Origin of the sequence: Sporosarcina sp. P16b, assembly GCF_002743065.1 — a bacterium.
Lineage (GTDB): Bacteria > Bacillota > Bacilli > Bacillales_A > Planococcaceae > Sporosarcina.
Genome location: NZ_PDYO01000002.1, coordinates 317,328 through 343,483, shown reverse-complemented (window position 1 = coordinate 343,483; position 26,156 = coordinate 317,328). Strand labels below are relative to the sequence as shown.

23 protein-coding genes and 1 other annotated feature are annotated in these 26,156 nt (G+C 41.6%); of the genes, 22 read left to right on the top strand and 1 reads right to left on the bottom strand.

The window, feature by feature from the left end; genetic code table 11:
* Positions 1-151 precede the first annotated feature (151 nt).
* From CSV77_RS04795 to CSV77_RS04770, 6 genes are all read left to right on the top strand, one after another.
* Positions 152-814 carry a FadR/GntR family transcriptional regulator gene (locus CSV77_RS04795; protein ID WP_099636442.1) on the top strand — a complete coding sequence of 221 codons (663 nt, stop codon included), beginning with the start codon at positions 152-154 and terminating at the stop codon, positions 812-814.
* Positions 811-1,683 (top strand): acetyl-CoA carboxylase, carboxyltransferase subunit beta, encoded by an 873-nt coding sequence (gene accD / locus CSV77_RS04790; protein WP_099629651.1) that lies wholly within the window; start codon positions 811-813, stop codon positions 1,681-1,683. The genes CSV77_RS04795 and accD overlap by 4 nt, the downstream gene beginning before the upstream one ends.
* Positions 1,680-2,633 (top strand): acetyl-CoA carboxylase carboxyl transferase subunit alpha, encoded by a 954-nt coding sequence (accA, locus tag CSV77_RS04785; protein ID WP_099629652.1) that lies wholly within the window; start codon positions 1,680-1,682, stop codon positions 2,631-2,633. The genes accD and accA overlap by 4 nt, the downstream gene beginning before the upstream one ends.
* A 63-nt stretch (positions 2,634-2,696) precedes the next feature.
* Positions 2,697-3,656: a 6-phosphofructokinase gene (pfkA, locus tag CSV77_RS04780; protein WP_099672497.1), complete on the top strand. Its 960-nt coding sequence runs from the start codon at positions 2,697-2,699 to the stop codon at positions 3,654-3,656.
* A gap of 38 nt (positions 3,657-3,694) precedes the next feature.
* Entirely contained in the window at positions 3,695-5,455 is a 1,761-nt protein-coding gene (gene pyk, locus CSV77_RS04775; protein WP_099672496.1) for a pyruvate kinase, read from the top strand.
* Positions 5,456-5,510: 55 nt separating this feature from the next.
* Entirely contained in the window at positions 5,511-5,894 is a 384-nt protein-coding gene (locus CSV77_RS04770; RefSeq protein WP_099672495.1) for an FxsA family protein, read from the top strand.
* Here the strand turns inward: CSV77_RS04770 and CSV77_RS04765 are convergent.
* Positions 5,887-6,852 carry an AI-2E family transporter gene (locus CSV77_RS04765; RefSeq protein WP_099672494.1) on the bottom strand — a complete coding sequence of 322 codons (966 nt, stop codon included), beginning with the start codon at positions 6,850-6,852 and terminating at the stop codon, positions 5,887-5,889. The two genes, CSV77_RS04770 and CSV77_RS04765, sit on opposite strands and share 8 nt — an antisense overlap.
* Before the next feature lie 183 nt (positions 6,853-7,035).
* On the opposite strand from CSV77_RS04765, the gene citZ reads away from it, so the two are divergent.
* From citZ to thrS, 16 genes are all read left to right on the top strand, one after another.
* Positions 7,036-8,151, top strand: a complete 1,116-nt coding sequence (gene citZ, locus CSV77_RS04760) for a citrate synthase (protein ID WP_099629657.1) — start codon at positions 7,036-7,038, stop codon at positions 8,149-8,151.
* Positions 8,152-8,222: 71 nt separating this feature from the next.
* On the top strand, positions 8,223-9,491 hold the full coding sequence (icd, locus tag CSV77_RS04755; protein WP_099629658.1) for an NADP-dependent isocitrate dehydrogenase: 1,269 nt from the start codon (positions 8,223-8,225) through the stop codon (positions 9,489-9,491).
* A 69-nt stretch (positions 9,492-9,560) separates the two neighbouring features.
* Positions 9,561-10,499: a malate dehydrogenase gene (gene mdh / locus CSV77_RS04750; protein ID WP_099629659.1), complete on the top strand. Its 939-nt coding sequence runs from the start codon at positions 9,561-9,563 to the stop codon at positions 10,497-10,499.
* Positions 10,500-10,650: 151 nt separating this feature from the next.
* The gene (locus CSV77_RS04745) at positions 10,651-11,136 is read left to right on the top strand and encodes a MaoC/PaaZ C-terminal domain-containing protein (protein ID WP_099672493.1); all 486 of its coding nucleotides are present in this window, start codon (positions 10,651-10,653) and stop codon (positions 11,134-11,136) included.
* On the top strand, positions 11,126-11,827 hold the full coding sequence (locus CSV77_RS04740; RefSeq protein ID WP_099672492.1) for a response regulator transcription factor: 702 nt from the start codon (positions 11,126-11,128) through the stop codon (positions 11,825-11,827). The genes CSV77_RS04745 and CSV77_RS04740 overlap by 11 nt, the downstream gene beginning before the upstream one ends.
* Positions 11,828-13,243: a two-component system histidine kinase PnpS gene (gene pnpS / locus CSV77_RS04735; RefSeq protein WP_099672491.1), complete on the top strand. Its 1,416-nt coding sequence runs from the start codon at positions 11,828-11,830 to the stop codon at positions 13,241-13,243.
* A gap of 69 nt (positions 13,244-13,312) precedes the next feature.
* The gene (hflK, locus tag CSV77_RS04730; protein ID WP_099672490.1) at positions 13,313-14,290 is read left to right on the top strand and encodes an FtsH protease activity modulator HflK; all 978 of its coding nucleotides are present in this window, start codon (positions 13,313-13,315) and stop codon (positions 14,288-14,290) included.
* On the top strand, positions 14,287-15,306 hold the full coding sequence (hflC, locus tag CSV77_RS04725; RefSeq protein WP_099672489.1) for a protease modulator HflC: 1,020 nt from the start codon (positions 14,287-14,289) through the stop codon (positions 15,304-15,306). Before hflK ends, hflC begins: the two co-directional genes overlap by 4 nt.
* A 98-nt stretch (positions 15,307-15,404) precedes the next feature.
* Positions 15,405-18,029: a DNA polymerase I gene (gene polA, locus CSV77_RS04720; protein ID WP_099672641.1), complete on the top strand. Its 2,625-nt coding sequence runs from the start codon at positions 15,405-15,407 to the stop codon at positions 18,027-18,029.
* A gap of 9 nt (positions 18,030-18,038) precedes the next feature.
* On the top strand, positions 18,039-18,911 hold the full coding sequence (gene mutM / locus CSV77_RS04715; protein WP_099672488.1) for a bifunctional DNA-formamidopyrimidine glycosylase/DNA-(apurinic or apyrimidinic site) lyase: 873 nt from the start codon (positions 18,039-18,041) through the stop codon (positions 18,909-18,911).
* 12 nt (positions 18,912-18,923) lie between these two features.
* Positions 18,924-19,523 carry a dephospho-CoA kinase gene (coaE, locus tag CSV77_RS04710; RefSeq protein ID WP_099672487.1) on the top strand — a complete coding sequence of 200 codons (600 nt, stop codon included), beginning with the start codon at positions 18,924-18,926 and terminating at the stop codon, positions 19,521-19,523.
* 122 nt (positions 19,524-19,645) lie between these two features.
* Entirely contained in the window at positions 19,646-20,668 is a 1,023-nt protein-coding gene (locus tag CSV77_RS04705; protein ID WP_099672486.1) for a glyceraldehyde-3-phosphate dehydrogenase, read from the top strand.
* A 116-nt stretch (positions 20,669-20,784) separates the two neighbouring features.
* Positions 20,785-21,255 (top strand): transcriptional regulator NrdR, encoded by a 471-nt coding sequence (gene nrdR, locus CSV77_RS04700; RefSeq protein WP_099629669.1) that lies wholly within the window; start codon positions 20,785-20,787, stop codon positions 21,253-21,255.
* A gap of 32 nt (positions 21,256-21,287) precedes the next feature.
* On the top strand, positions 21,288-22,649 hold the full coding sequence (locus tag CSV77_RS04695) for a replication initiation and membrane attachment family protein (RefSeq protein ID WP_099672485.1): 1,362 nt from the start codon (positions 21,288-21,290) through the stop codon (positions 22,647-22,649).
* A gap of 1 nt (position 22,650) precedes the next feature.
* The gene (gene dnaI, locus CSV77_RS04690; RefSeq protein WP_099629671.1) at positions 22,651-23,592 is read left to right on the top strand and encodes a primosomal protein DnaI; all 942 of its coding nucleotides are present in this window, start codon (positions 22,651-22,653) and stop codon (positions 23,590-23,592) included.
* Between the two features lie 103 nt (positions 23,593-23,695).
* Positions 23,696-23,927, top strand: a binding site (T-box leader).
* 46 nt (positions 23,928-23,973) lie between these two features.
* On the top strand, positions 23,974-25,908 hold the full coding sequence (gene thrS / locus CSV77_RS04685) for a threonine--tRNA ligase (protein ID WP_099672484.1): 1,935 nt from the start codon (positions 23,974-23,976) through the stop codon (positions 25,906-25,908).
* Positions 25,909-26,156 lie beyond the last annotated feature (248 nt).

Here is a 26,156-nt window from a genome sequence, read left to right as displayed (position 1 = left end):
AGTAAGTGAGCGTTCAGTCGGCAAGAAAAATGACGAAATAAAAACACTTGTAATTTCACGATATTGCTTTACGTGGTGCCGACTTTTTTGTATGCTTGTATGCAGGGTGGTCAGACCACTCTGCTGAAGGTATGAAAAAGGAGTTCTCCTCATGCAAAATTCACAATCATCATCCAAGCGTTTTTTGGATATTATCGGAGAACTACAATCACTGATTAGCGAACAAAAAATCGAATACGGCGATAGGTTACCATCTGAACGTCACCTAGCAGAAAAGCTACAAGTGAGTAGAACCGCAGTACGCGAAGCGTTGCGAAGTATGGAATTGCTAGGCCTCATTGAGACGAGGCGAGGCGAAGGAACGTTCCTATCCGATTTCAAAAAACATCAATTAGTGGAAGTTCTCTCGACGTTTATTATGCAGCAAGCACGGTCAATCCAAGATGTAGTAGATACAAGGATGATCCATGAGCGGGCAGCAATTACAACAGTCACAGAAAATGAAGAATTGCGCATGCTTCCTGTTTGGGAAGGCATGCAAAGTAGGTTGAGAGAAGGAGAGTCAGTGTTTTCACGTGAAGATATGGTGCGCGAAACCATTGTCGCTACTGAAAATCGACTCTCCTTGAAAATTTGGTTTTTACTAAAACAGTATAGCGGTGTTTCTTTTGATATAGCCATTGAGGCTGATGAGGAAATAGCTATAGTGCATGAACTGCTGGATGAGATGATGGCAGGTAATAAGGAAAAAGCCTTAATTTGTTATGAAAAATGGATGGATCAAGTTGAGGGAGAAAGAAGGGAAACGGAATGAGTATCAAAGAATTATTTAAAAAGAAATCAAAAGTAGACCAACATACAATACCTTCTGCCAAAAGTAAAGCAGATGTGCCAGAAGGAATTATGACGAAATGTCCGGAGTGCAAGCATGTGATTTTGACGAAGGACTTGTTGAAGAATGGTAAGGTTTGCCCTTCTTGCCAGCATCATTATAAGATGACGGCACAAGAGCGGATCGATCACTTATTTGATGAGGGTAGCTTTGAATCAATGGATGATCATTTGAAAACAGAGAATCCGCTAGATTTCCCTTCTTATACAGAAAAAGTAGAAGCTGATGCAAAAGCAACAGGTTTGAATGAGGCCGTACTGACTGGCGTCGGAAGGATTCAAGATACACTAGTAGCCGTTGCAGTCATGGATGCACATTTCCGAATGGGGTCTATGGGATCAGTAGTTGGCGAAAAAATTACGAGAGCTGTAGAGAAAGCTACGGAATTAGGTATTCCTATGTTGATTTTTTCCGCAAGTGGTGGTGCCCGTATGCAAGAAGGTGTAATTAGTCTGATGCAGATGGCTAAAGTGAGTGTTGCTCTTGAAAGACATGCCAATAAAGGGTTATTGTACATTTCCATCATGACCTACCCAACTACAGGTGGTGTATCCGCGAGTTTTGCCTCGGTTGGTGATATTAATCTTGCAGAGCCAAAAGCTTTGATCGGGTTTGCAGGGCGTCGAGTAATTGAACAAACCGTACGTGAAAAACTGCCTGAAGATTTCCAGACAGCGGAGTTCTTATTGAATCACGGGCAATTGGACGCTGTAGTCCATCGCAACGATATGCCAGAAGAAATGAATAAAATCTTGAAGCTTCACGCACGAAAGGGGGCTGTACTCGTATGAGTAAAACACTTGCATTTGAAGAACCTATCGTAAAACTGCGTGAAAAAATTAATGAACTAGAAGAGTATACCGCAGTCAATGACGTAGATCTTTCATCTGAAATCGTCAATTTGAAAAATCGTCTAGTTAAGTTGGAAACAGATATCTATGAAAGTATGGAGCCTTGGGATCGTGTACAAGTTGCCCGACACCCTGAAAGACCGACGACAATGGATTATATTACTCGTTTGTTCGAAGACTTTATCGAATTTCATGGAGATCGCAACTTTGGAGATGATGAAGCGATAATCGGTGGAATCGCCTCATTTGAGGAAATGCCCATTACAATCATTGGCCATCAGCGTGGAAAAGACACCAAAGAAAATGTTAGAAGAAACTTTGGTATGCCGCATCCCGAAGGATATCGTAAAGCGCTTCGCCTAATGAAGCAAGCGGAAAAGTTCCATCGTCCTATTATTTGTTTCATCGATACAAAAGGTGCATATCCTGGTAAAGCGGCAGAGGAACGAGGACAAAGTGAAGCAATTGCACGTAATCTAGTTGAAATGGCTGGTTTAAAAGTCCCTGTTATCTCCATCGTTATTGGAGAAGGGGGTAGTGGAGGTGCACTGGCTCTCGGTGTAGCAAACCATATCCATATGCTTGAAAACTCTACGTACTCTGTTATTTCCCCGGAAGGTGCAGCGTCTATTTTGTGGAAAGATCCATCACTGGCTAAACAAGCAGCGGAAGCGATGAAAATTACTGCACCCGATTTGAAAGAAATGAATATTATTGATGAAATCATTCCCGAAGTACTTGGCGGAGCACATCGCGATGCAAACAAACAGTCGGTAGAAATCCGTAGCACGCTACGAAGATCACTGAAAACATTATGCGAATTGACATCAGATGAATTGATTGATAATCGATATAATAAATTCCGGAGTATTGGCGTCTTTTCGGAATAAAAGATGCGGGCAACCGCGTCTTTTGCTCGTACATACAAGACATGATTAAAGGATGGGATCGACATGAAAAAAATTGCGGTCTTAACAAGTGGTGGCGACGCACCGGGAATGAATGCGGCCATTCGTTCCGTAGTCAGGAAAGCTCTCTTCGAAGGGGTGGAAGTTTCCGGTGTGTTCAATGGGTATCAAGGATTGATTGACGGTAAAATCGAGCAATTCCAGCTTGGTTCAGTCGGAGATATCATTCAGCGTGGCGGAACGATATTGCGATCTGCAAGATGTCCGGAGTTCATGACGGAAGAAGGTCGTGCCAAAGCAATGGAGCAAATCAAGCTTCATGCGATTGAAGGATTGGTCGTCATTGGTGGAGATGGGTCGTTCAAAGGAGCCAATGAACTTGTGAAATTGGGTGTTCCTTGTGCTTGTGTACCTGCTACAATTGATAACGATATTACCGGAACAGAATTTACGATTGGTTTTGATACTGCATTGAATACCGTAGTCCAAGTAATTGATAAAATCCGAGATACTGCAACATCTCATGAACGTTCTTTCATTATTGAAGTAATGGGTCGTGACGCAGGTGATCTCGCGTTATGGGCAGGGCTTGGTGGCGGTGCTGAATCGATTATACTGCCTGAGAAGCCATTTAACATACACGCTATTGTTGAACGCCTAAGGAGCAGTACGAGTCGTGGTAAAAAGCACAGTATTATCGTATTAGCGGAAGGTATGATGTCTGCCACGCAACTGGCAGAACTACTAAAAAAAGAAGCGGGTATTGAAACCCGTGTATCCATTTTAGGACATATGCAGCGAGGCGGCTCGCCATCTGCCCGAGATCGGGTAATTGCTAGTCAATACGGTGCAAGAGCTGTTGAAACATTGTTATCCGGAAAGAAAAGTTCTGCTGTTGGTATGAGAAATCATAAAGTGGTAGACTATAACTTAGAGGAAGTCTTTATTAAACGAGAAAAGTTGGATTTGTCATTAGTAGATTTAGCAGAAACAATATCTATTTAATTAGTCAGAGTCGACATGACGCAGAGGAGCGATAAGTAGTGAGAAAGACAAAAATTGTGTGTACAATCGGCCCAGCAAGTGAATCATATGAAGGACTACTAAAGCTGATTGACGCAGGGATGAACGTTGCACGTCTAAACTTCTCCCATGGCACCCAAGAAGAGCATAAAGTACGTATTGAAAGAATCCGCAAAGCAGCAGCAGAAAAAGAAAAAATGGTAGGAATTCTACTTGACACGAAAGGTCCTGAAATTCGGACGCATAAAATGAAAGATGGTCAAATTGAATTGGTGCGTGGACAAGCAGTAGATATTTCGATGCAAGAAGTACTCGGCACTGCAGAAACATTTTCCGTTACCTACGAAAAGTTAATTCATGATGTGGAACGTGGTTCATTTGTCTTACTAGATGATGGATTAATCGAACTTGAAGTAACAGGTAAGGATACGGAAAAAGGTTTGATCCACACCAAAGTGATCAACGCAGGTCCTTTAAAAGATAATAAAGGTGTTAACGTTCCGAATGTTTCCGTTCAATTGCCGGGAATTACGGATAAAGACAAAGAAGATATCTTGTTCGGTATTGAACAAGGCGTCGATTTTATCGCGGCTTCTTTTGTCCGTCGTGCATCTGACGTCATTCAAATCCGTGAACTACTGGAAAATAATAATGGTGGACATATCCATATCGTACCGAAGATTGAAAATCAGGAAGGTGTCGACAATCTCGATGCAATCCTCCAATTATCCGATGGTCTGATGGTTGCTCGTGGAGATCTAGGAGTAGAAATTCCAGCTGAGGAAGTTCCATTGGTACAAAAAATGATGATTCGTAAATGTAACCAATACGGTAAACCGGTTATTACAGCCACTCAAATGTTGGATTCTATGCAAAGAAACCCACGTCCTACACGCGCGGAAGCAAGCGATGTAGCCAATGCGATTTTGGATGGTTCAGATGCTGTCATGCTTTCGGGTGAGACGGCTGCTGGATTATATCCGGTCGAATCTGTAAAAGTCATGTGCAAGATCGCACTTTCTACTGAAGAATCTATGGACTTCCATTCTGTCGTTTCCACAAGAACGAGAGAAAAAGAAGGAAATCTTACAGAGGCAATTGGACAAGCGGCGTCTTATACAGCACTAAACTTGAATGTAAAAGCGATTTTAGCACCAACTGAAAGTGGTCAAACAGCGACGATGATTGCGAAATACCGTCCAGGTGTTCCAATTATAGCGGTTACACGTTCTGAAGTGGTTTCCAATAAGCTGACGCTAGTTTGGGGTGTGTATCCAATCGTTGGAAAAAAAGCACTGGACATCGATGGGATCCTTCAGGAATCAGTCGAAGAGAGTGTAAAACATCAATATGTAACGCATGGAGATGTAGTCATTATCACAGCGGGGGTACCGGTTGGTGAAGCGGGTACAACGAACTTGATGAAATTACATGTGATCGGTGATTTAATCGGTCGAGGACAAGGCATCGGCAAAAATGTTGCTTTCGGTAAAGCGAAAATCATCAAGAATTCACAAGAAGCATTGACACAAATTAAAGAAGGCGACATTATTGTTACGCATTCTACAGACCGTGATATGTTCGCAGCGATCGAGCGATGTGCAGGTATCATTACTGAAACGGGCGGTTTGACTAGTCACGCTGCGGTAGTTGGTTTGAGTCTTGGTATACCTGTTATCGTAGGGGTGGAAAATATCACATCTGTTATTAAAAATGGCAGTGACATTACAATGGACGCAGCGAGTGGTGTGATCTACAACGGTCACGCAAAAGTATTGTAAAAACATACAGACCGCTTCTCGTTAAGAGAAAGCGGTCTTTTTTGGAGGTCACTATATGAAATGGTTAGTAGCATTATTTATTATCGTACCGACTACAGAACTGGCTTTATTAATGATCTCAGGCAAAACGCTCGGTATCATGCCTACGATTTTGATTATTATCATAACAGGAATTGGTGGCGCGTATCTTGCGAAGAAACAAGGGCTTCGTGCATGGCGTGATTTACAGGTCCGTATGGCCAATAGAGAAACTCCTGGTAAAGCATTAGTAGATAGCGTGTGTATTTTACTAGGTGGTTTATTATTACTAATACCTGGTTTCATCACAGACATTATGGGATTAGTATTGTTGTTTAGTGGCCCACGTAAAATACTGTACCCATTTATCGTCAAGTGGATTTACAATAAAATACGTAACGGGCAAATCCGAGTTATGTAAACGTAGGATGTTCCTTAACTTTTAACGCAATAAATAGGAAGAATGGTAAAAACATGATGCCGTATAATCCGAATAAATAAACAGCGCAAGCCGTAATAACAAATGAATGTACAGTGCGTAATTTAAAGGTGTGTGCCCATAATATGGATTCAACCATCTGCCTGCATACAAGTAAAACGATGTACAAAACGACTAAGCCAATAGCCGAATGCATGTCGTCAATATAGAAGGAAAAGGCAATCATCGGCAAAAACACGAGACCTATTCCAAGGAACGGAATACTATCGACTAATGAAATCAAAAATGCTTTAGTTACGAATGACTCGAAATCGAGAAGCCAAAAACCGGCAGCCATTAGAATAAACGTCATAATAAATAGTCGAATTTGAACGGAGAAAAAATGTCCCATCAAACGGCTTGACCTCTCAAAAATCCTGCGTGCTACCTGTCTGAAGTTTTTAGGAAAGTACACTAAAAACCAAAAACGATTGGTAGCACTTTCTCGTAAAGCGAAAAAGTACGCAATAATAAATAAAAATGTGCTGAAAATCTGCTGGAAAGTCTTTTGTAGTAAACTAATGACCCCCTCCACCGCTTCATGACTTAGTTGGATAAATTGTTCTGCGGCCGCGTGTAGGTTCCATCCTTGATTATCCATCATTTCAATAATTACACCTAATTGATCTTCCATTGTCCAAATGACAGAAATCAATCCATTGATTGATAGGAATAGGAAGGTGTATACTAAAGAGGCAAGCATCCCCATTATGAGTAAAGCAGCTAAAAAAGCCGGCAGTTTTATAAGGGCTATTAAAGAATTCATAAGCGGAGCGGTGAAGAAAGCGAAAACTATCGCAAATCCAACAGGTGGAATCACGATGAGAGAAATTATGATTAATATAGCCGGTAACCATTGACGGGCATAGGTTTGGAAGCGTTTGGAGTCGATGGATATCATGGGAATTTGTCCATTCCTTTCGGATAATAATAAATAAAAAACATCTTTACCATTCACAAAACCGTTCAAGTTGCTTATAATGGACTTTGTAAGCGTTTTAGATAAAATATAATTAGCAGATGGTCATCGTTTCTGCACTCCGCTTCAGGGAGATGACCAAACTGGGAAGAAGGAGCGAATATCATGACAGCAACAAAAGGTTTGGAAGGTATCGTGGCAGCACAAACTCAAATCAGTTCCATTATCGATGACACTCTTACATACGTAGGATATGGTATCGATGATTTAGCAGAAAATGCTAGTTTCGAAGAAGTAGTTTATCTACTTTGGCATAAACGTTTGCCAAACGAAAAGGAACTAGCTGAATTGAAACAGCAGTTGGAAGATAACGCAGCAATTCCACAAGGGGTTCTTGACCACTTTAAAACGTATCCGATCGACAAAGTGCATCCAATGGCGGCACTTCGTACAGCAATCTCGCTTCTAGGATTATACGATGAAAAAGCGGAAGATATGTCACCTGAAGAAAACTACAATAAAGCAGTTAAGCTTCAAGCTAAAGTTGCAACTGTAGTTACTGCATTCGCACGTATCAGAAAAGGACAAGAGCCAGTAGCACCTAAAAAAGGTTTAAGCTATGCGGCAAACTTCCTTTACATGCTTTCTGGGGAAGAGCCTGCTGATATCGCTGAAGAAGCATTCAATAAAGCACTTGTACTACACGCAGACCATGAATTGAACGCATCGACATTCACAGCGCGCGTATGTGTGGCTACTCTATCTGATATGTATTCTGGCGTTACTGCTGCAATTGGCGCTCTTAAAGGCCCATTACATGGCGGTGCAAACGAAGCGGTTATGAATATGCTAATGGAGATCGGCGATGAAGATAAGGTCGAGTCATATATTCGTGAAAAACTGGCTAATAAAGAAAAAATCATGGGCTTCGGACACCGTGTATACCGTCAAGGTGATCCACGTGCGAAGCACTTACGTGAAATGTCTAAGCGATTGACTGCTCTTCGTGGTGAAGAAAAGTGGTACAATATGTCTGAAAAGATCGAAGCAATTGTCACTGGAGAAAAGAAATTGCCTCCAAATGTTGATTTCTACTCCGCTTCGGTATATCATTCATTAGACATCGATCATGATATTTTCACACCTATTTTTGCTGTTTCACGTTTTTCAGGATGGATTGCACATATCCTGGAGCAATACGAAAACAACCGCTTGATCCGCCCACGTGCAGAGTACGTTGGACCAGGCATGCAAAAGTATGTTCCAATCAATGAACGATAAAAAATAGTAAATTCGTGGGGCGGTATCTCGTATACCGGCCCACTGATTTTGAACTCAGGAGGATATCAATAATGGCTAACGAAGGAAAGATTACAGTAACTAACGGTGTTTTAAACGTCCCAGATCACGCAACGATTCCTTTCATTATAGGTGACGGCACAGGTCCGGATATTTGGCATGCAGCTTCACGTGTTATCGAAGCAGCTGTTGAAAAAGCTTATGACGGAAAAAAGAAGATTAATTGGTTAGAAGTTCTTGCAGGAGAAAAGGCATTCAACGAAACTGGTGACTGGCTTCCACAAGAAACTCTTGACACAATTAAAGAATATCTAATTGCGATTAAAGGACCACTTACTACGCCGATCGGTGGAGGATTCCGTTCATTGAACGTAGCACTACGTCAAGAACTTGATCTATACACGTGCTTGCGTCCGGTTCGTTATTTCCAAGGAGTACCTTCACCCGTGAAACGTCCTGAGGATTGTGACATGGTTATTTTCCGTGAAAACACAGAAGACATCTATGCAGGTATTGAGTACCAAGAAGGTTCTGACGAAGTGAAAAAATTAATTAACTTCCTTCAAACCGAGTTAGGTGTTAAAAATATTCGTTTCCCTGAAACTTCAGGACTTGGTATCAAACCGATTTCTGAAGAAGGCACAAAGCGTCTCGTTCGTTCAGCATTGAACTATACGATTGAAGAAGGTCGTAAATCTTTGACGATTGTACACAAAGGAAACATCATGAAGTTCACAGAAGGCGCATTCGCGAACTGGGCATACGAGTTGGCTGAAGAAGAATTCGGCGACAAAGTATTCACATGGAGAGAATATGACCGTATTAAAGACGCTGAAGGAACAGATGCTGCGAATAAAGCACAATCTGATGCAGAAGCTGCAGGCAAAATCATCGTAAAAGATGCAATTGCGGATATCTTCTTGCAACAAATCCTGACTCGTCCAAAAGAATTTGACGTAGTAGCTACAATGAACTTGAATGGTGACTACGTTTCTGATGCGCTTGCTGCACAAGTAGGCGGAATCGGAATCGCACCGGGAGCGAACATTAACTACGAGTCTGGACATGCGATCTTTGAAGCAACTCACGGAACAGCACCGAAATATGCAGGATTGGATAAAGTTAACCCTTCATCCGTGTTGCTATCAGGCGTTATGATGCTTCAACATCTTGGCTGGAACGAGGCGGCTGATCTAATCACGGCTTCTATCGAAAAATCTATCGCATCTAAAGTAGTGACATACGATTTCGCACGTCTAATGGACAATGCGGAAGAAGTAAGCACTTCTGGATTTGCAGACGCACTAATCAAAAACCTATAAGCATGACGAAGGAGGGGGATGAGAATCCCCCTCTTTCTACCATCTTGTTCTGAAAAAGGAGAGTTTTACATGTCATTGAAGCGTAAAAAAGTATCGGTTATCGGATCTGGTTTTACTGGAGCAACAACTGCATTCCTTTTAGCTCAAAAAGAATTATGCGATGTCGTCATCGTGGATATTCCATCAATGGAAAATCCGACGAAAGGCAAAGCATTGGACATGTTGGAAGCTGGTCCGGTTCAGGGGTTTGATGCCAACATCATCGGTACATCCAATTACGAGGATACAAAAGATTCGGATGTAGTGGTCATTACTGCGGGTATTGCGCGTAAACCTGGAATGAGCCGTGACGACTTAGTACAGACAAATCAAAAAGTCATGAAGTCCGTGACAGCTGAAATTGTAAAGTATTCTCCTGATACGAAGATTATCGTTCTGACGAATCCAGTGGATGCCATGACGTATACTGTGTATAAAGAATCTGGATTCCCTAAAGAACGTGTGATTGGTCAGTCGGGTGTACTGGATACAGCTCGTTTCCGAACGTTTGTCGCACAAGAATTGAATCTATCCGTGAAAGATGTAACAGGATTCGTTTTAGGTGGCCATGGAGACGATATGGTGCCTTTAGTGCGTTATTCGACTGCTGGTGGTGTGCCTCTTGAAAACTTGATCTCTGCTGGTCGTCTGGAAGAGATTGTAGAACGTACACGTAAAGGTGGAGCTGAAATCGTCAATCTGTTAGGCAATGGGTCTGCATATTATGCGCCGGCTGCTGCATTGGTTGAAATGACAGAAGCTATTTTGAAAGACCAAAAACGTGTATTACCATCAATTGCGTTTCTAGAAGGCGAATATGGTATGAACGGTATTTATTTAGGTGTTCCGACTGTATTAGGTGCGAACGGTATTGAAAAGATCATAGAACTTGAATTGACTGACGATGAGAAAATGGGGCTTCAAAAGTCCGCTGATTCTGTACGTACAGTCATGAGTGTTCTATCGTAAAATTATAGGTTGGGGATCGGACAGCTATGTAGCCGTCCGATCTTTTTTCTCGTTAGCTCGATTTTTCTTGGGTGGATTGTTATAATTTAATTATTGAAGTAATTTTCAGCTTTTTTTCAAAGATGACTTTAGAAATATAGGAGGGGTTTGTTTGTTGAAAAGTAGACGGAAATTGATAGGGAAAGATATCACAGAGTTAGAAATCGGTGAGAGGTTACACTTAACCGAGAAAATAGAAGATAAAGATTTGATGCTATACCTGGGATTAACGAATGATGCCAATCCGCTTTATTTGCAACATGATTATGCAGCGGAGACGATATATGGACAGCCGATCGTTCCACCCATTATGTTGACGGGTATCGTAACAGCCGCCATTTCGAAACATATGCCAGGACCAGGCGCACATATAATCAATCAGCAACTGCATTTTCCTAAACCGGTCTATCATTACTCGATAGTCGAATTCGTTCTGGAAGTCACGAAACTTGAAGTTCAGTCAAACCAAGTAACGATCCAAGTAGATGCAACTGATCAGGAAGGCGAACGAATTATGAGCGGAGAAGTAGTAGTGATCGCGCCACAAAAGCTTCCTGTCAAACTGGCACAAACAAAGGAATCGCCGGATGGGAATTAAACAGCAAAAGATTTTAATTGTGGAAGATGAACAATCTATACAAAAACTACTTGAATTCACATTGCAGCAAGCGGACTATAAAACAGTACTCGCAAATGACGGCGAAGAAGCCGTGGAAAAAGTATTAGAGGAACAACCCGATTTGATTATTCTAGATTTAATGTTGCCGAAAATAGACGGAATAGAAGTCTGCCGTATGTTGAGAAAAGAAAATATTGAAACGCCAATCATTATGTTAACTGCTAAAGGGGAAGAGATGGATAAAATCGTTGGGCTAGAAATGGGTGCCGATGATTATATGACCAAGCCTTTTAGTCCCCGTGAAGTGGCGGCAAGAGTACGTGCAGTTCTTAGGCGTACAGGTGAGCGCAACCATATGAAGGAAAAGAAATTGGTTGCGGGACAGCTGACAGTATATCCGGAACGCTTGGAAGTGTACTTGGACGAAAAGCCGCTAGAATTTACACCTAAAGAATTTGAGTTGCTTGTTCATTTCATGAAGCATCCGAATCGCGTGTTCTCTCGAGATCAGTTGCTACAAGCAGTCTGGAATTACGAATTTGCAGGAGATTCTAGAATTGTGGATGTACATGTGAGCCATCTGCGCGATAAAATCGAAGAAAATACGAGGAAACCGCGCTATATTAAAACGATGAGAGGCGTCGGTTACAAGTTCGGGGAGCAAAACTAGATGAAATACTATTACACACGAATTTTAACTGCATCCGCCATCATTTTATCCATTCTATTAATTGTGCTAGGAATTATCTTAGGACAATTTTTTCATTTATTTGGAGAAAATGTGGATGCAACAATACAACAAACCTATTGGGTCTACTTACTGTTTATACTCGTTTTAGTATTTGTTGTCACGATGTTCGTTATGGCAAAAATCCTTCAGCAGTATGTTCAGCCGATTGATCACTTCACAGGTGTTATTCATCAATTGGCACGAGGCAATTATCAGGCGCGAGCGCATAATGAAGACTCGGAAATCAATCATCAACTGACGAATTCCATCAATGAAGTCGCGCAGAAATTACAAGGAAACTCTGCACTTCGCGCAATGGAACAAGAGCGCTTAAAGACATTGGTCAGTAGCATTGGTAGCAGCCTATTGATGTTTGGCAGACAAGGTGCAATCAACTTGGTCAATCGCGTGTTTGAAGAAACCTTCCATCGCGATGGAGAAGAGCTAATGGGAAAAACGTTTAAAGATATCGGATTGCCAGCGGATATTGAAAGAGAAATTGAAACCATTTTTTTAACAGAGGAAGTACGTTCATTCCAATCTCAAGTAGTACTCAAGGAAGGCATCCGCCATTTAGAAGTATACGGCGCGCCTGTTATAGGTGAAAACGGCAACTGGCTCGGAATCGTTATTATCATGCATGATATTACAGAGTTGGTCCGCCTGGAACAAATACGTAAAGATTTCGTGGCAAATGTGTCCCATGAATTAAAAACACCTGTTACGTCGATTAAAGGTTTTTCGGAAATGTTGCTTGACGGTGTGGTGGAAGATCCTGTGGTGAAGAAAGATTTCCTAGAGATTATGTATAAAGAAAGTAATCGTCTGCAATTATTGATTGAAGATTTATTGCGATTATCTAGCATGGAACGTGGAAGCTTTGAAATTACACGAGAGCCTGTGGATGTTATTGAAGTAGTCGAGCAATCCATCAAAATCGTTCAGGCAAGAGTACAGGAAAAAGATATGCGAATTGATTTGCATATGCCAGAACAATTCATAATTCCTGCAGATCATGATCGTTTAGTGCAAGTCATGGTGAACTTATTGAATAATGCCATTGCCTACTCGCAAGAGAAAACGATTGTGACGGTCTCTGTAGAAGAAATAGAAGGAAACGTGGAAATCACCGTTCGCGATCAAGGGATTGGCATCATGCCTTCAGAGTTACCGCGACTATTTGAACGTTTTTACCGCATAGATCGTGCGAGAAGCAGGGAATCAGGTGGTACAGGATTGGGTCTAGCGATTGTGAAACACATTGCTGAAGCGCATCAAGGCACTGTCACAGTGGACAGTGAAGTGGGTGTCGGCACTGTTTTTCGTATTCATTTACCCATTGATGAACAAATGTAGTATAGAAAAATGAAACTTACTCGACTACTGTTCCGTACAGTAGTCATACATAGAAAAGGAGGAACAGATATGAGCACAAAGAGGATCCTGGTGACACTGGGCTTGTTTGTCACCGGCTTATTACTTTTATTGATCGTCTTTACTACGTGGTACACAGTAGATGAATCAGAACAAGCTGTCGTCATTTCATTCGGTCAAGCTGGCGCACCCGTGACGGACTCTGGTCTACATTTTAAATTACCTTGGCCGATTCAGAAAACAGAAATCTTATCAAAAGAAACGTACAGCATTCATTTCGGTTACAAACAAGATAAGTCAGGTGAAATCGTTGATAAGGAAACAAAGATGATAACAGGGGACGAATATATCGTGCTGACCGATCTGACAGTGCAGTGGCGTATAGTGGATCCGAAGAAGTATTTATTCAATGCAGAAGACCCCATTGAAATCTTGAGGGATGCGGCATCTGCTTCCATACGTTCTGTCATCGGTAGTTCCACAATTGATGCGGCGCTAACGGATGGGAAAGCAGAAATTGAAGCAAAGACTCGTGAGTTATTGACTAGTTTGGTAGAGAAATATGATATCGGTATAGCGGTACAAGGCGTGAAGTTGCAAGATGTTGAATTACCCAATGCAGAAGTACGTGCAGCATTTACCGCTGTAACCGATGCGCGCGAAACGAAAAACACGAAGATTAATGAAGCGAAAAAGTACGAGAACCAAAGAACGAAAGAAGCAATTGGTGAACGTGACGCCATCAAATCCCAAGCGCAAGGGAAAAAGACGGCACGTATCGAACAAGCGCGTGGCGACGTAGCGGTATTCAGTGATTTATATAATGAATATGCGAAAAGTAAAGATATCACTCGTGAACGTTTGATCATTGAGACGCTAGAGCAAGTGTTACCTAAAGCAAATCTGTATATTATGAACGATAGCGGAGAAACGATGAAGTATTTACCACTCCAACAGCTGCAAAAAGATCAGCCGCCTGTAACGGGAGAAAAGGATAAGTCGGCTGAAAAAGGAGGGAAAGCTTCATGAGTAACGAACAAAACCCTTTCAAGAAGATAGAAGATGCCCTTAAGAAGATGGGGGAAACCGACCAAAAAAGAAATGCTCAGAAACCAGATGCTGATCCTAAAGTTACGCAGATGCGACCGAAAAAAGCGTTTGATATGAAAAAGTATACAAAACTCATTATCTCGTTAACAGTCGTTTTTGCGATTCTGGTGATTCTGTTATCCAACTTATTTATCGTCAAAGAAAATGAATACCGCGTCGTCCGTCAGTTCGGTGAGATTACACGAATTATCGAAAAGCCCGGAATGCATATGAAAATACCATTTATTCAAAGTGTCAGTACGTTGCCGAAAAACCGAATGACTTCTAACGTATCAGAAGCGGAAATTAATACAAAAGACAAGAAACGGATTATCATTGATAATTATGCAATATGGCATATTACAGATCCCGCTAAAATGATTTCCAATGCACGTAATATTGTCAATGCCGAAGCTAGAATGGAAGAATTCATTTATTCTGTAGTCCGTAATGAAATGGGACGTCTAGATTATGTCAATGTTGTCAATGATGAAGACTCTTCTCGCGGAAGCTTGAATGACGATGTGACGGCCAAAGTAAATAAGTTTTTGGACGATGGGAATTATGGCATTAAAGTAGTGGATGTTCGTATGAAGCGTATTGATTTACCTGAAGAAAACGAACAGTCTATCTACACACGGATGATTTCAGAGCGTGATTCGACTGCACAATCCTACCTTTCTGAAGGTGATGCAGCGAAGCAGAAGATCGAAGCAGAAACGGACCGTGTAGTTCAGGAAATGTTAGCAAAAGCGAAAAAAGAAGCCGCGATCGTCACTGCGCAAGGTGAAGCGGAAGCGGCAAGAATTTATAACGAGGCGTATGCAAAAGACCCAGAATTCTACAAACTGTATAGAACACTTCAGTCTTATACGAAAGTCGTGGATGACGAAACGATGATCATCCTACCAGCTGATTCTCCATATGCCAAGCTATTAAGCGGCAATATCGAGTAATCATAAGTGCGTCATTTTCATTCGAGTTGCCAAACGTGGTAAACTAGATGAAAATGACGTTTTTTTATAGTGACGAATATAAAGGAGTGGGATGGATTTTGACGAAAAAGAAAGTCGTCTTATTGGATGGAAACAGCTTAGCCTATCGTGCGTTTTTCGCTTTACCGTTATTAACGAATGAAAAAGGTGTGCATACAAACGCGGTATATGGTTTTACTATGATGTTAGAGACCATCTTAGCGAATGAAAAACCGACGCATGTGATCGTAGCGTGGGATGCAGGAAAAACTACATTCCGCCACAGTACGTTTACAGAATACAAAGGTGGACGGCAAAAAACACCACCAGAGCTTTCGGAACAGTTCCCATATATTCGTAAACTAATTGAAGCGTTCGGCATCACGCAGTATGAACTCGATCTATATGAAGCGGACGACATTATCGGGACATTAAGCAGAGAATGCAGTGATGCAGAAGCGGAAGTCGTCATCATTTCTGGAGATAAAGATTTAACGCAACTGGCGAATGATCAGACGACGGTATGTATTACAAGAAAAGGCATTACCGATCTTGAAAAATACACACCTGCGCATATTGAAGAAAAATATGGTCTTGCACCACTACAGATCATCGACATGAAAGGTTTGATGGGCGATGCGTCCGACAATATCCCAGGCGTACCTGGGATTGGCGAAAAAACTGCGATCAAATTATTGAAGGAATACGGTTCTGTAGAGGAAGTCTATGAATCGATAGAGCAAATTACCGCAAAGAAAATGAAAGAAAACCTCGTGAATAATAAAGATCAAGCATTCATGAGTAAAGAACTCGCCACAATTGAAGTACACGCACCGATTACTGTGTCATTGAATGATATGGACTTTGTCGGACGAAACGAAGAAGAAGTGATACAACTATATAAAGAATTACAATTTAAATCATTGCTTGAAAAGATGGATGTATCTGTCGAGGTTCAACCACTAGAAGAAATCAACGTCCGCATGGTGGAAGAGATTACTTCAGAAATGCTGACGGATACGATGTCTTTACATGTCGAGATTGACGGTGATAATTATTTATCTCAAGATATTTTGGGTATCGGTCTTTCAGATGACTCCGATACGTATTTCATTTCTACTGAATTAGCGACTACATCGGATCTCTTTAAGAACTGGATTGCAGACCAGACAACACGTAAATTAGTTTCCGATTCCAAATCAGCTTATGCAGCGATTGCGCGCCTTGGCATGGAACTAAATGGTGCAGAATTCGATCTCATGCTGGCGGCATACATCGTCAATCCTTCATTCTCGACGAATGAAGTCTCTGAAATCGCACGTTCATTCGGCTATCATGGTGTAGAAAATGATGAAGTGGTCTACGGTAAAGGGGCCAAACGAACTGTACCAGCATCTGAACAACTTGCCAACCATACCGCGAGAAAAGCACATGCGGTGTGGGAGCTGTATCCAGTTGTCACAAAACAGTTGGAAGACAATGAACAGCAAGACTTGTTCCATGACCTCGAATTACCATTAGCAAAGATACTTGGAAAAATGGAAGTAACCGGTGTGAAAACGGACGTAGATGTGCTGAAAACGATTGGTGAACAGTTATCGGAACGTCTGGCGGTAATTGAGAAGATGATTTATGAAATGGCTGGCGAGAAATTCAATATTAATTCGCCTAAACAGCTCGGTGTCATTTTATTTGAAAAAATCGGATTGACTCCAATCAAGAAAACGAAGACGGGTTACTCGACAGCTGCGGATGTGTTAGAGAAGCTTGAAAGCGAACATGAAATCATTCAACATATTTTACTATACAGACAGCTCGGTAAATTAAATTCAACTTATATTGAAGGGCTCACAAAAGAAATTCATGAAGATGGAAAGATCCACACGAGATTCCAGCAAGCTTTAACACAGACGGGGAGATTGAGCTCGATCAATCCGAACTTGCAAAATATCCCGATCCGTTTGGAAGAAGGGCGCAAAATACGTGCAGCTTTCATTCCATCTGAATCAGAATGGATTATGTTTGCGGCTGACTATTCACAAATTGAATTGCGTGTACTTGCACATATTTCGCAAGATGAAAAATTAATTGAAGCATTCCGCCAAGGTGCGGACATTCATACGAAAACTGCAATGGACGTTTTTGGTGTAAAGGAAGAGGAAGTCGATAGCAATATGCGTCGCGCAGCAAAAGCTGTTAACTTTGGTATCGTCTATGGCATCAGTGATTATGGATTATCACAAAGTTTGAATATTAGCCGTAAAGAAGCAGGGACATTCATTGATACGTATTTAGCAAGCTTCCCAGGCGTCAAACAATATATGGATGACAGTATTACTGACGCTAAGCTAAAAGGCTATGTGACGACACTATTGAAGCGTAGACGGTATTTGCCGGATATCACGAGTTCAAATTTCAACTTGCGAGGTTTCGCAGAGCGTACGGCGATGAATACACCGATTCAAGGAACTGCAGCAGATATCATTAAACAAGCGATGATAGATATGGATGCCAGACTTGAAAAAGAAAATATGCAAGCACGTATGTTACTGCAAGTGCATGATGAATTGATCTTTGAAGCGCCAATGGAAGAGCTGGAGAAATTAAAAGAAATCGTACCGGAAGTCATGGAACAAACGATTCAACTCGACGTTCCGTTGAAAGTGGATTGGAATTATGGCAAGTCTTGGTACGAAACAAAGTGAGTGATATACATGCCAGAACTACCGGAAGTAGAAGGAGTGGTGCGCGATCTTGCACCGCTCGTAGAAGGGCGAACGGTTAAGCAGCTTTCTGTATCTGATACCGTGGTCATTTCTAAAACGGCAGGAAAAGAAACGATTATTAAAGGGAAATCTGTAGACGACTTTCTTCATGGCATGGAGCAAATGCAAATCGAGAAAATTGTGCGTCGCAGTAAATATATTTATTTTCATTTATTGAAAGAAAAGCAACCATACTTACTCGTCAGCCATCTTGGCATGACGGGTGCATGGTTTGTCGTGAACTCTCCTGATGAAATTACAGAAGAGAAGTTTCGGAAACATGCACATGTCTTTTTAGAAATGGAAGATGGCGGATTACTAGTCTACTCGGATATACGAAGATTCGGCGAAATGCGTTTACTGCAGGCGGAAGAAGATTTCCCTCCTTTGTTAGAGATGGCACCCGAACCTTTTTCTGAAGAAGCGCTGGACCATTTTTTATCGATGGCAGAAACTCCGAAATATAAAAGAAAACCTATTAAAGAAGTGATCATGGATGGAAAAGTCATTTCGGGATGCGGCAATATTTACGCTACAGAAGCGCTGTTTCATATGAAAATTCATCCGGGTCGTACAGCGGAACGGATTAGCAGGAAGCGTAAAATCTTATTGTTTGAAGAGATTGTACGCGTTTTACAAGAAAGTATCGACGCGGGGGGCAGTACCATATCTGATTATCGTTCAGTTAACGGCAATGCGGGAACGATGCAAGATCGACTGCATATGTACGGTAAAAAAACATGTGTAGCATGCGACACGCCGACAAAAAGTAAGCAGATCGCGGGCAGAACCTCTGTCTATTGTCCAGCATGCCAAAAATAAGGAGTGGTGAACGTGATTATCGGATTGACGGGAAGTATTGCAAGCGGGAAAAGTACTGTAGCCAATATGTTGCGTGAAAAAGGTTACCCTATTGTCGATGCGGATGTCATCGCGAGGGAAGTTGTTGAGCCAGGTAGCCCATTGCTTGATAAGATTCAACAGACTTTCGGTGAAGAAGTGTTACGCGAAGATGGCACATTAAATCGCGAACAGCTCGGCGCCATAATTTTTGGTAATCAAAAGAAACGGCAACAGTTAAATGAATTAATGCACCCTGCAATCAGGGGGCGAATGGTCAATCAGAAAGAAGACTATTTAACTCAAGGCTATCAAACCGTCATTATGGACATCCCGTTACTTTTTGAAAGTAGACTGCAGGATTATGTAGAAAAGATTATCGTCGTTTCGGTCACGAAGCAAATTCAAAAGCAAAGACTGATGGCTCGCAACGAATGGACAGAAGCAGAAGCGGATGCCAGAATCGCATCGCAGTTGGATATGGATAGCAAAGAACAAGGTGCTGACGCGGTTATATACAATAACGAGACACTAGATGAAACTGAAAAACAGTTGGATGCAATCCTCGGAAATTGGCAAGCTGTGCCAAGATAATGGCTGTAGGGAATTTATTTGTGAATTTAATGTGTAATAGTGTTGGCATAAGGATAAAATATGTTATACTAATGAACGATTAAAGATATAAAGTATAACATACATGCAGGAGGATCCCTTTAATGACTACAAAAATTGCAATTAACGGACTTGGCCGTATTGGACGGATGGTATTCCGCCAGATTATCAAAGAAGATGATGTTAATCTTGTTGCTGTCAATGCGACATATCCCGCTGAAACAATTGCACATCTCTTGAAATATGACTCAACACACGGTGTTTTCGATGGTGAAATCGTAGCAGAAGAAAACGCAATAATTGTCGATGGCAAACGTGTACAATTAATTTCTGAGCGTGACCCTTCGAAATTACCTTGGAAAGAACTGGGTGTAGATATTGTTATAGAATCAACAGGCGTATTCAACTCCCGTGAGAAAGCAGCACTTCATTTGGAATCCGGAGCAAAGAAAGTAATTTTAACAGCTCCAGGTAAAAATGAAGACGTAACAGTTGTGATCGGAGTAAATGACGACAAATTAGACGTCAACCAACATAGTGTAATTTCTAATGCTAGTTGTACGACAAATTGTTTAGCGCCCGTTGCAAAAGTATTGAATGATGAATTTGGTATTGTAAACGGCTTAATGACAACAGTACATGCCTATACGAATGATCAGAAGAACCTAGACAACCCCCATAAAGATTTGCGTCGCGCGCGTTCTTGCGGAGAATCCATCATTCCTACTTCAACAGGTGCTGCAAAAGCTTTATCACTTGTACTCCCTGAACTTGAAGGGAAGATTCATGGTCTAGCATTACGTATCCCGACACCGAACGTATCCCTTGTGGACTTGGTGGTGGACGTAGAAAAAGATGTGACGGTTGAAGAAGTAAACAATGCGTTCCGTAAAGCTGCAGAAGGCCCGATGAAAGGCATTCTTCGCTTTACTACAGAACCACTTGTATCGATCGACTTCAATACGACAACAGAATCCGCAACACTTGACGGACTTTCTACTATCGTCATGGGCGATCGTAAAATCAAAGTACTTGCATGGTATGATAATGAATGGGGTTATTCAGCACGTGTTGTGCAATTGGCGAAAAAAGTCGCTTCTGCATTAACTGACAAAGTAACTTCTTAATGAATGAATCGGCACTTCATCTTACAGGATGAAGTGCTTTTCCATGTCCGTTTGTTGTTGTATGGATAGTTTCTGTTATAATGAAAAGTACTAATGAATATGCGGAGGAACTAACTATGTTATGTCCAGCTTGTCACTACAACGGAACACGTGTAATTGATTCACGGCCCGCGGAAGAAAATCGCTCCATTCGACGAAGACGTGAATGCGAAAAATGCAGTTTTCGTTTCACGACATTTGAAAAAGTGGAGCATTCTCCGTTAGTTGTCGTAAAGAAAGATAAGACGCGAGAAGAATTCAGCGGTGAAAAGTTGCTGAGAGGATTAATTCGCGCTTGTGAAAAACGCGCGGTACCGATCGAGCAATTAAAAGATATCGTGGCGTCTATCGAAAAAGAACTAAGAAGCTCAGGAAATGTCGAAATAGATTCCGAACAAGTGGGAGAAATGGTGATGGAACGATTAGTGGATGTGGATGAAGTTGCCTATGTACGATTTGCATCTGTCTACCGCCACTACAAAGACATCACAATCTTCATAGACGAGTTGCAACAATTGCAAAACAGGAAAGATGAAGAACAAGAGTAAGTTGTAATCTAGAAGGGGAGGCGATTGTTAAAATGCTTTATACAGAGTTGCAGCCTGTCGATTCCTTCGAAGTAAAGTTAGCACATCCTTTTTCTGCATATGATCGGCAGATGCTAACGCTTTTTTATCAGCCACTGATCGGTCCCGAAGCGGTCAGTCTGTTTATGACACTGTGGACAGATGCGGAAAGCAGAGAACCGCAAGAACATACCCACTATTATTTGATGAATATGTCTTCTTTCCCACTTCAAACCATTTTTGAAGCGAGGATTTCGTTAGAAGCTATTGGGTTATTACGTACGTATAAGAAAAAACAAGAAATAAATAAGCGGTCTTTCCTCTACGAACTATTACCGCCGCTCGATGCACCTTCTTTCTTCAATGATCCGCTTCTATCAACGTTTTTGTTCAGTAAAATCGGAGAGCAACCTTATCGTCAGTTGCGTGGTCGGTTTTTAGAGGAGCCTATTGCGAAAGAGGAGTATCAGGATATATCACGGACATTTTTAGATGTCTATACACCTGCAAGAGGCGATCAAGCGATGGAATTGACTGCCGGAATGCAATTTCAAGGAAAAAGTGAACCGCCTGGCATACCGTTTTACGTATTGAATTTTAATTTCGATTTATTTTATAACGGACTATCCGATCAAATGATCCCTAAAGCTTCGTTACGCACTATTTCTCAGGAAATGATTGCGATGCTGGCTTTCTTGTATTCACTTAGTCCACTTGATATGCAAAAGGTCGTAATGATTGCAATGGATGAAAACCACCAGCTGACAGAAGAAAAAGTCCGTAAGGCAGCTGCGGAATTTTATAAGATGAATACGTCCAAGCAACCACCAAAATTACAGTCGGTATTTACACAACCGATCGTCGATGAAATGCCTAAAGAGAATATGAGCCGTGACGAAGAATTGCTATTCTATTTGGAACATACACCACCAAAAGAGATGTTACGTAAAGTAAGCAAAAAAGAACCATTCCTTGTAGATATTCAACTTGCTGAACGATTAATCAATCTGCATAAATTCCCGGTAGGTGTCGTCAATGTCTTGCTACAATATGTAATGCTACGTAATGATGGAAAAATCACTAGTAGTTTTGTGGAACGCATTGCTTCACATTGGGCGAATAAACAAGTAAATGATGCGAAAACGGCTTTGAAGTTATCAAGAGAAGAACATGATCAATACATGAAATGGCTTAAAGAAGGCAAGCAATCAACGCCTAGAAGCCGAAAGCCAACCAGGGAAGAAAAAGTTCCAGAATGGTTTTCAAAGCGCGATAAAAAGAAGAAGAAATCCGAAAAACCTGATGACTTCAATGTAGAGGAAGAACGCCAGAAGTTATTGAAAGAATTGGGGATTCAAGAATCAGAGGTGAAATAATATGGAACGAATTGGGGATGCGATGAAACGCGTAGTGAATGCTCCATCGTTAGCTCAGAAATACGACGAGCTTCGAACAGAAGTGATGGAAGACCCGGCTGTACAAAAATTTATTAGCGATCATTCCGATGAAGTCAATACAGAAGTGGTCAACCGCAGTCTAGGTAAATTATATGAATTTACATCGGCTTCACACGCATGTGAGCGCTGTCCGAATCTTGAAGGGTGTATCAATGTCATGAAAGGCTTTGAGCCGAAACTAGTCATAGCCCAGCGCCTGATTGATATTGATTACGTAGTCTGTCCTACTAAGCAGTTGGCAGATGAACGTAGAAACATCTCGAAAATGGTGAACAGTATGTACATGCCTAAAGAAGTGATGGAAGCACGCCTATCTGACGTGAACTTTCTCTCAGAAGATAGTCGCGTGATCGTCATGCGCGCGGCTAAAGACTTCCTGAATCAAATTGAGTCTACTGGTAAGGTCCCCGAAAGAGGCTTCTATTTATTCGGTAACTTCGGTATTGGAAAATCATTTATTTTAGGCGCGCTGGCGAATGAATTGGCAACTAGACGTATACAGACTGTTGTTGTATATGTGCCAGAGTTCCTGCGTGAAATGAAGCAATCTATCCAAAACCAAACATTGGACGAGAAAATAGAGTTTGTAAAAAGGGCTCCTGTCTTGATGCTGGATGATATTGGGGCAGAAACGATGTCCACGTGGACACGCGATGAAGTGCTAGGTACGATTCTACAGTACCGTATGGCGGAAAAACTACCTGTATTCTTCACATCCAATTTTGATTATAATGAATTGGAACATCACCTTACAACGAGTCAGCGCGGGGAAAAAGAACCTATTAAAGCTGCACGAATTATGGAGAGAATTCGTATGGTTAGCCAACCATTCAAACTGGGTGGGGAAAACTGGCGGGATTAATCTTTCTTCATAAACTTGCTTTGTTGAAAGAATGAATAAATTACACTTGCAATTATGCTCAAACTTTTCTATACTATTACACAGTTCAACATTCATAACATGTTAAAATGCATCGAAGAGGACAATGATTTATTTTTCACCTTTCCAGAGAACAGGGGGCATGGCTGAAACCCTTGTAGGCAGAAGATAAATTTACCACCTCCGAGCAGCATCAGTGAAATCTAGTAGCTGGTGACGGTAACGGCCCGTTAGCCGATCGAAAGCTTCGGTCTTTTCGTGTTTTTGCGAATAGAAGGAAGAAGGGTGGAACCACGAGCTCAAGCCTCGTCCCTTTAGGGATGAGGCTTTTTTGCGTTCAAAAAAAGAAAGGGAGTCATACACATGCCAGAAAATATTCATTTAACATTTCCAGATGGTGCAGTAAAAGAATTCGAGGATGGCGTAACAACAGAAGAAATTGCGGGCTCCATCAGTCCCGGATTGCGTAAGAGCGCATTGGCGGGAAAAATTGGAGATCAGCTGATCGATTTGAAATCACCAATTCATACAGATGGAGATATTAGTATCATTACTCCAACGTCAGATGAAGCATTGGAAATTCTGCGCCATAGTACGGCTCACCTTTTGGCACAAGCCGTCAAACGCAAATTCCCGGATGCGAAACTAGGAATAGGACCTACTATCGAAAATGGCTTCTATTATGATATCGATTCGCCTACACCGATCACTGCAGAAGACTTACCCGAATTAGAAAAGGAAATGAAACGCATCATTGGCGAAAACTTGCCGATCATTCGTCACGATGTATCCCGTGCTGAAGCCGAAAAACGTTTCAAAGAAATTGACGATGAATACAAATTGGAACTTCTTGAAGCCATTCCTGAAGATCAACAAGTATCCATCTATGAACAAGGTGAATTTTTCGACTTATGCCGTGGTATTCATGTCCCATCTACAGGTAAACTAAAAGAATTTAAACTGTTAAGCATTGCAGGCGCTTATTGGAGAGGGAACTCCGATAACAAAATGCTTCAACGTATCTACGGAACAGCATTCTTCAAAAAAGACGAGTTGAAAGAACACTTGCGCATGCTTGAAGAAGCGAAAGAACGGGATCACCGTAAAATCGGTAAAGAACTGAATCTCTTCACGAATTCACAAAAAGTTGGACAAGGTCTTCCACTATGGTTGCCTAAAGGCGCTACTATTCGACGCGTAATAGAACGTTATATTGTAGATAAAGAAGAAAGACTAGGCTATCAGCACGTCTATACTCCAGTACTTGGAAGTGTAGAACTCTACAAAACTTCAGGTCACTGGGATCACTATCAAGATGGCATGTTCCCAACAATGAGTATGGATAACGAAGATCTCGTTTTACGTCCAATGAACTGTCCTCACCACATGATGATTTATAAAAACGGCATTCATTCGTATCGTAACTTGCCACTTCGTTTGGCGGAACTTGGCACGATGCACCGTTATGAAATGTCCGGTGCACTTTCAGGTCTTCAACGTGTTCGTGGAATGACATTGAATGATGCACATATCTTCGTGCGTCCTGATCAGATTAAAGAAGAGTTTAAACGTGTCGTTAGGTTGATCATTGAAGTATATAAAGACTTTAATATTAAAGATTATTCATTCCGTCTATCGTATCGTGATCCTGAAGATACAACGAAATATTTTGATGACGATGAAATGTGGGAACGTGCACAAACTATGTTAAAAGAAGCGATGGATGAGTTGGAGCTTCCGTATACAGAAGAAGAAGGCGAGGCAGCATTCTACGGTCCAAAATTAGATGTACAAGTAAAAACAGCGATTGGAATGGAAGAAACTCTTTCCACTGCACAACTTGACTTTCTCTTACCTGAGCGCTTCGATCTGACGTATATCGGTGAAGATGGTAAGCAACATCGTCCAGTCGTCATCCATAGAGGTGTCGTGTCAACGATGGAACGTTTTGTTGCCTTCTTAATTGAAGAATACAAAGGAGCTTTTCCAACATGGTTAGCACCGATTCAAGTAGAACTCATCCCAGTATCGCCTGACGTGCACTTTGATTATGCAGAGGAAATCAAAGAGAAATTGGCATTGGCTGGGTTCCGAGTAGACGTAGACAGCCGTGACGAAAAGATTGGTTATAAAATCCGCGAAGCACAAGTACAAAAGTTTCCGTATATGCTTGTACTTGGAGACCGTGAAATGGAAGCTGGCGAAGTCAATGTTCGTAAATACGGCGAACAGAAATCTGAAAGCATGTCATTCGACGCATTCCTTGCGCTAATCAAAGAAGATGTGAAGAAGGATTAAGGATCAAGATGAAGTCGATAGATTGAATGAAGACAAGGCATTGCGGATTGTCGTTTCGGTCAGACGCTTTTTCTTGAGCTCGTGCTGAACGGATCCGTTGAAGTTGGCGCCTTCTGTTCAATCAACGACTTTATTGAACTGTAACTAATTACGTTAAGTATTCCCACTAACTAAACGAAGGTGTCATACAGGCGGTTGGCGATACATGCAGGAGCCAGCCGCAGACACCGAAGTAGATGTTAAGTCGT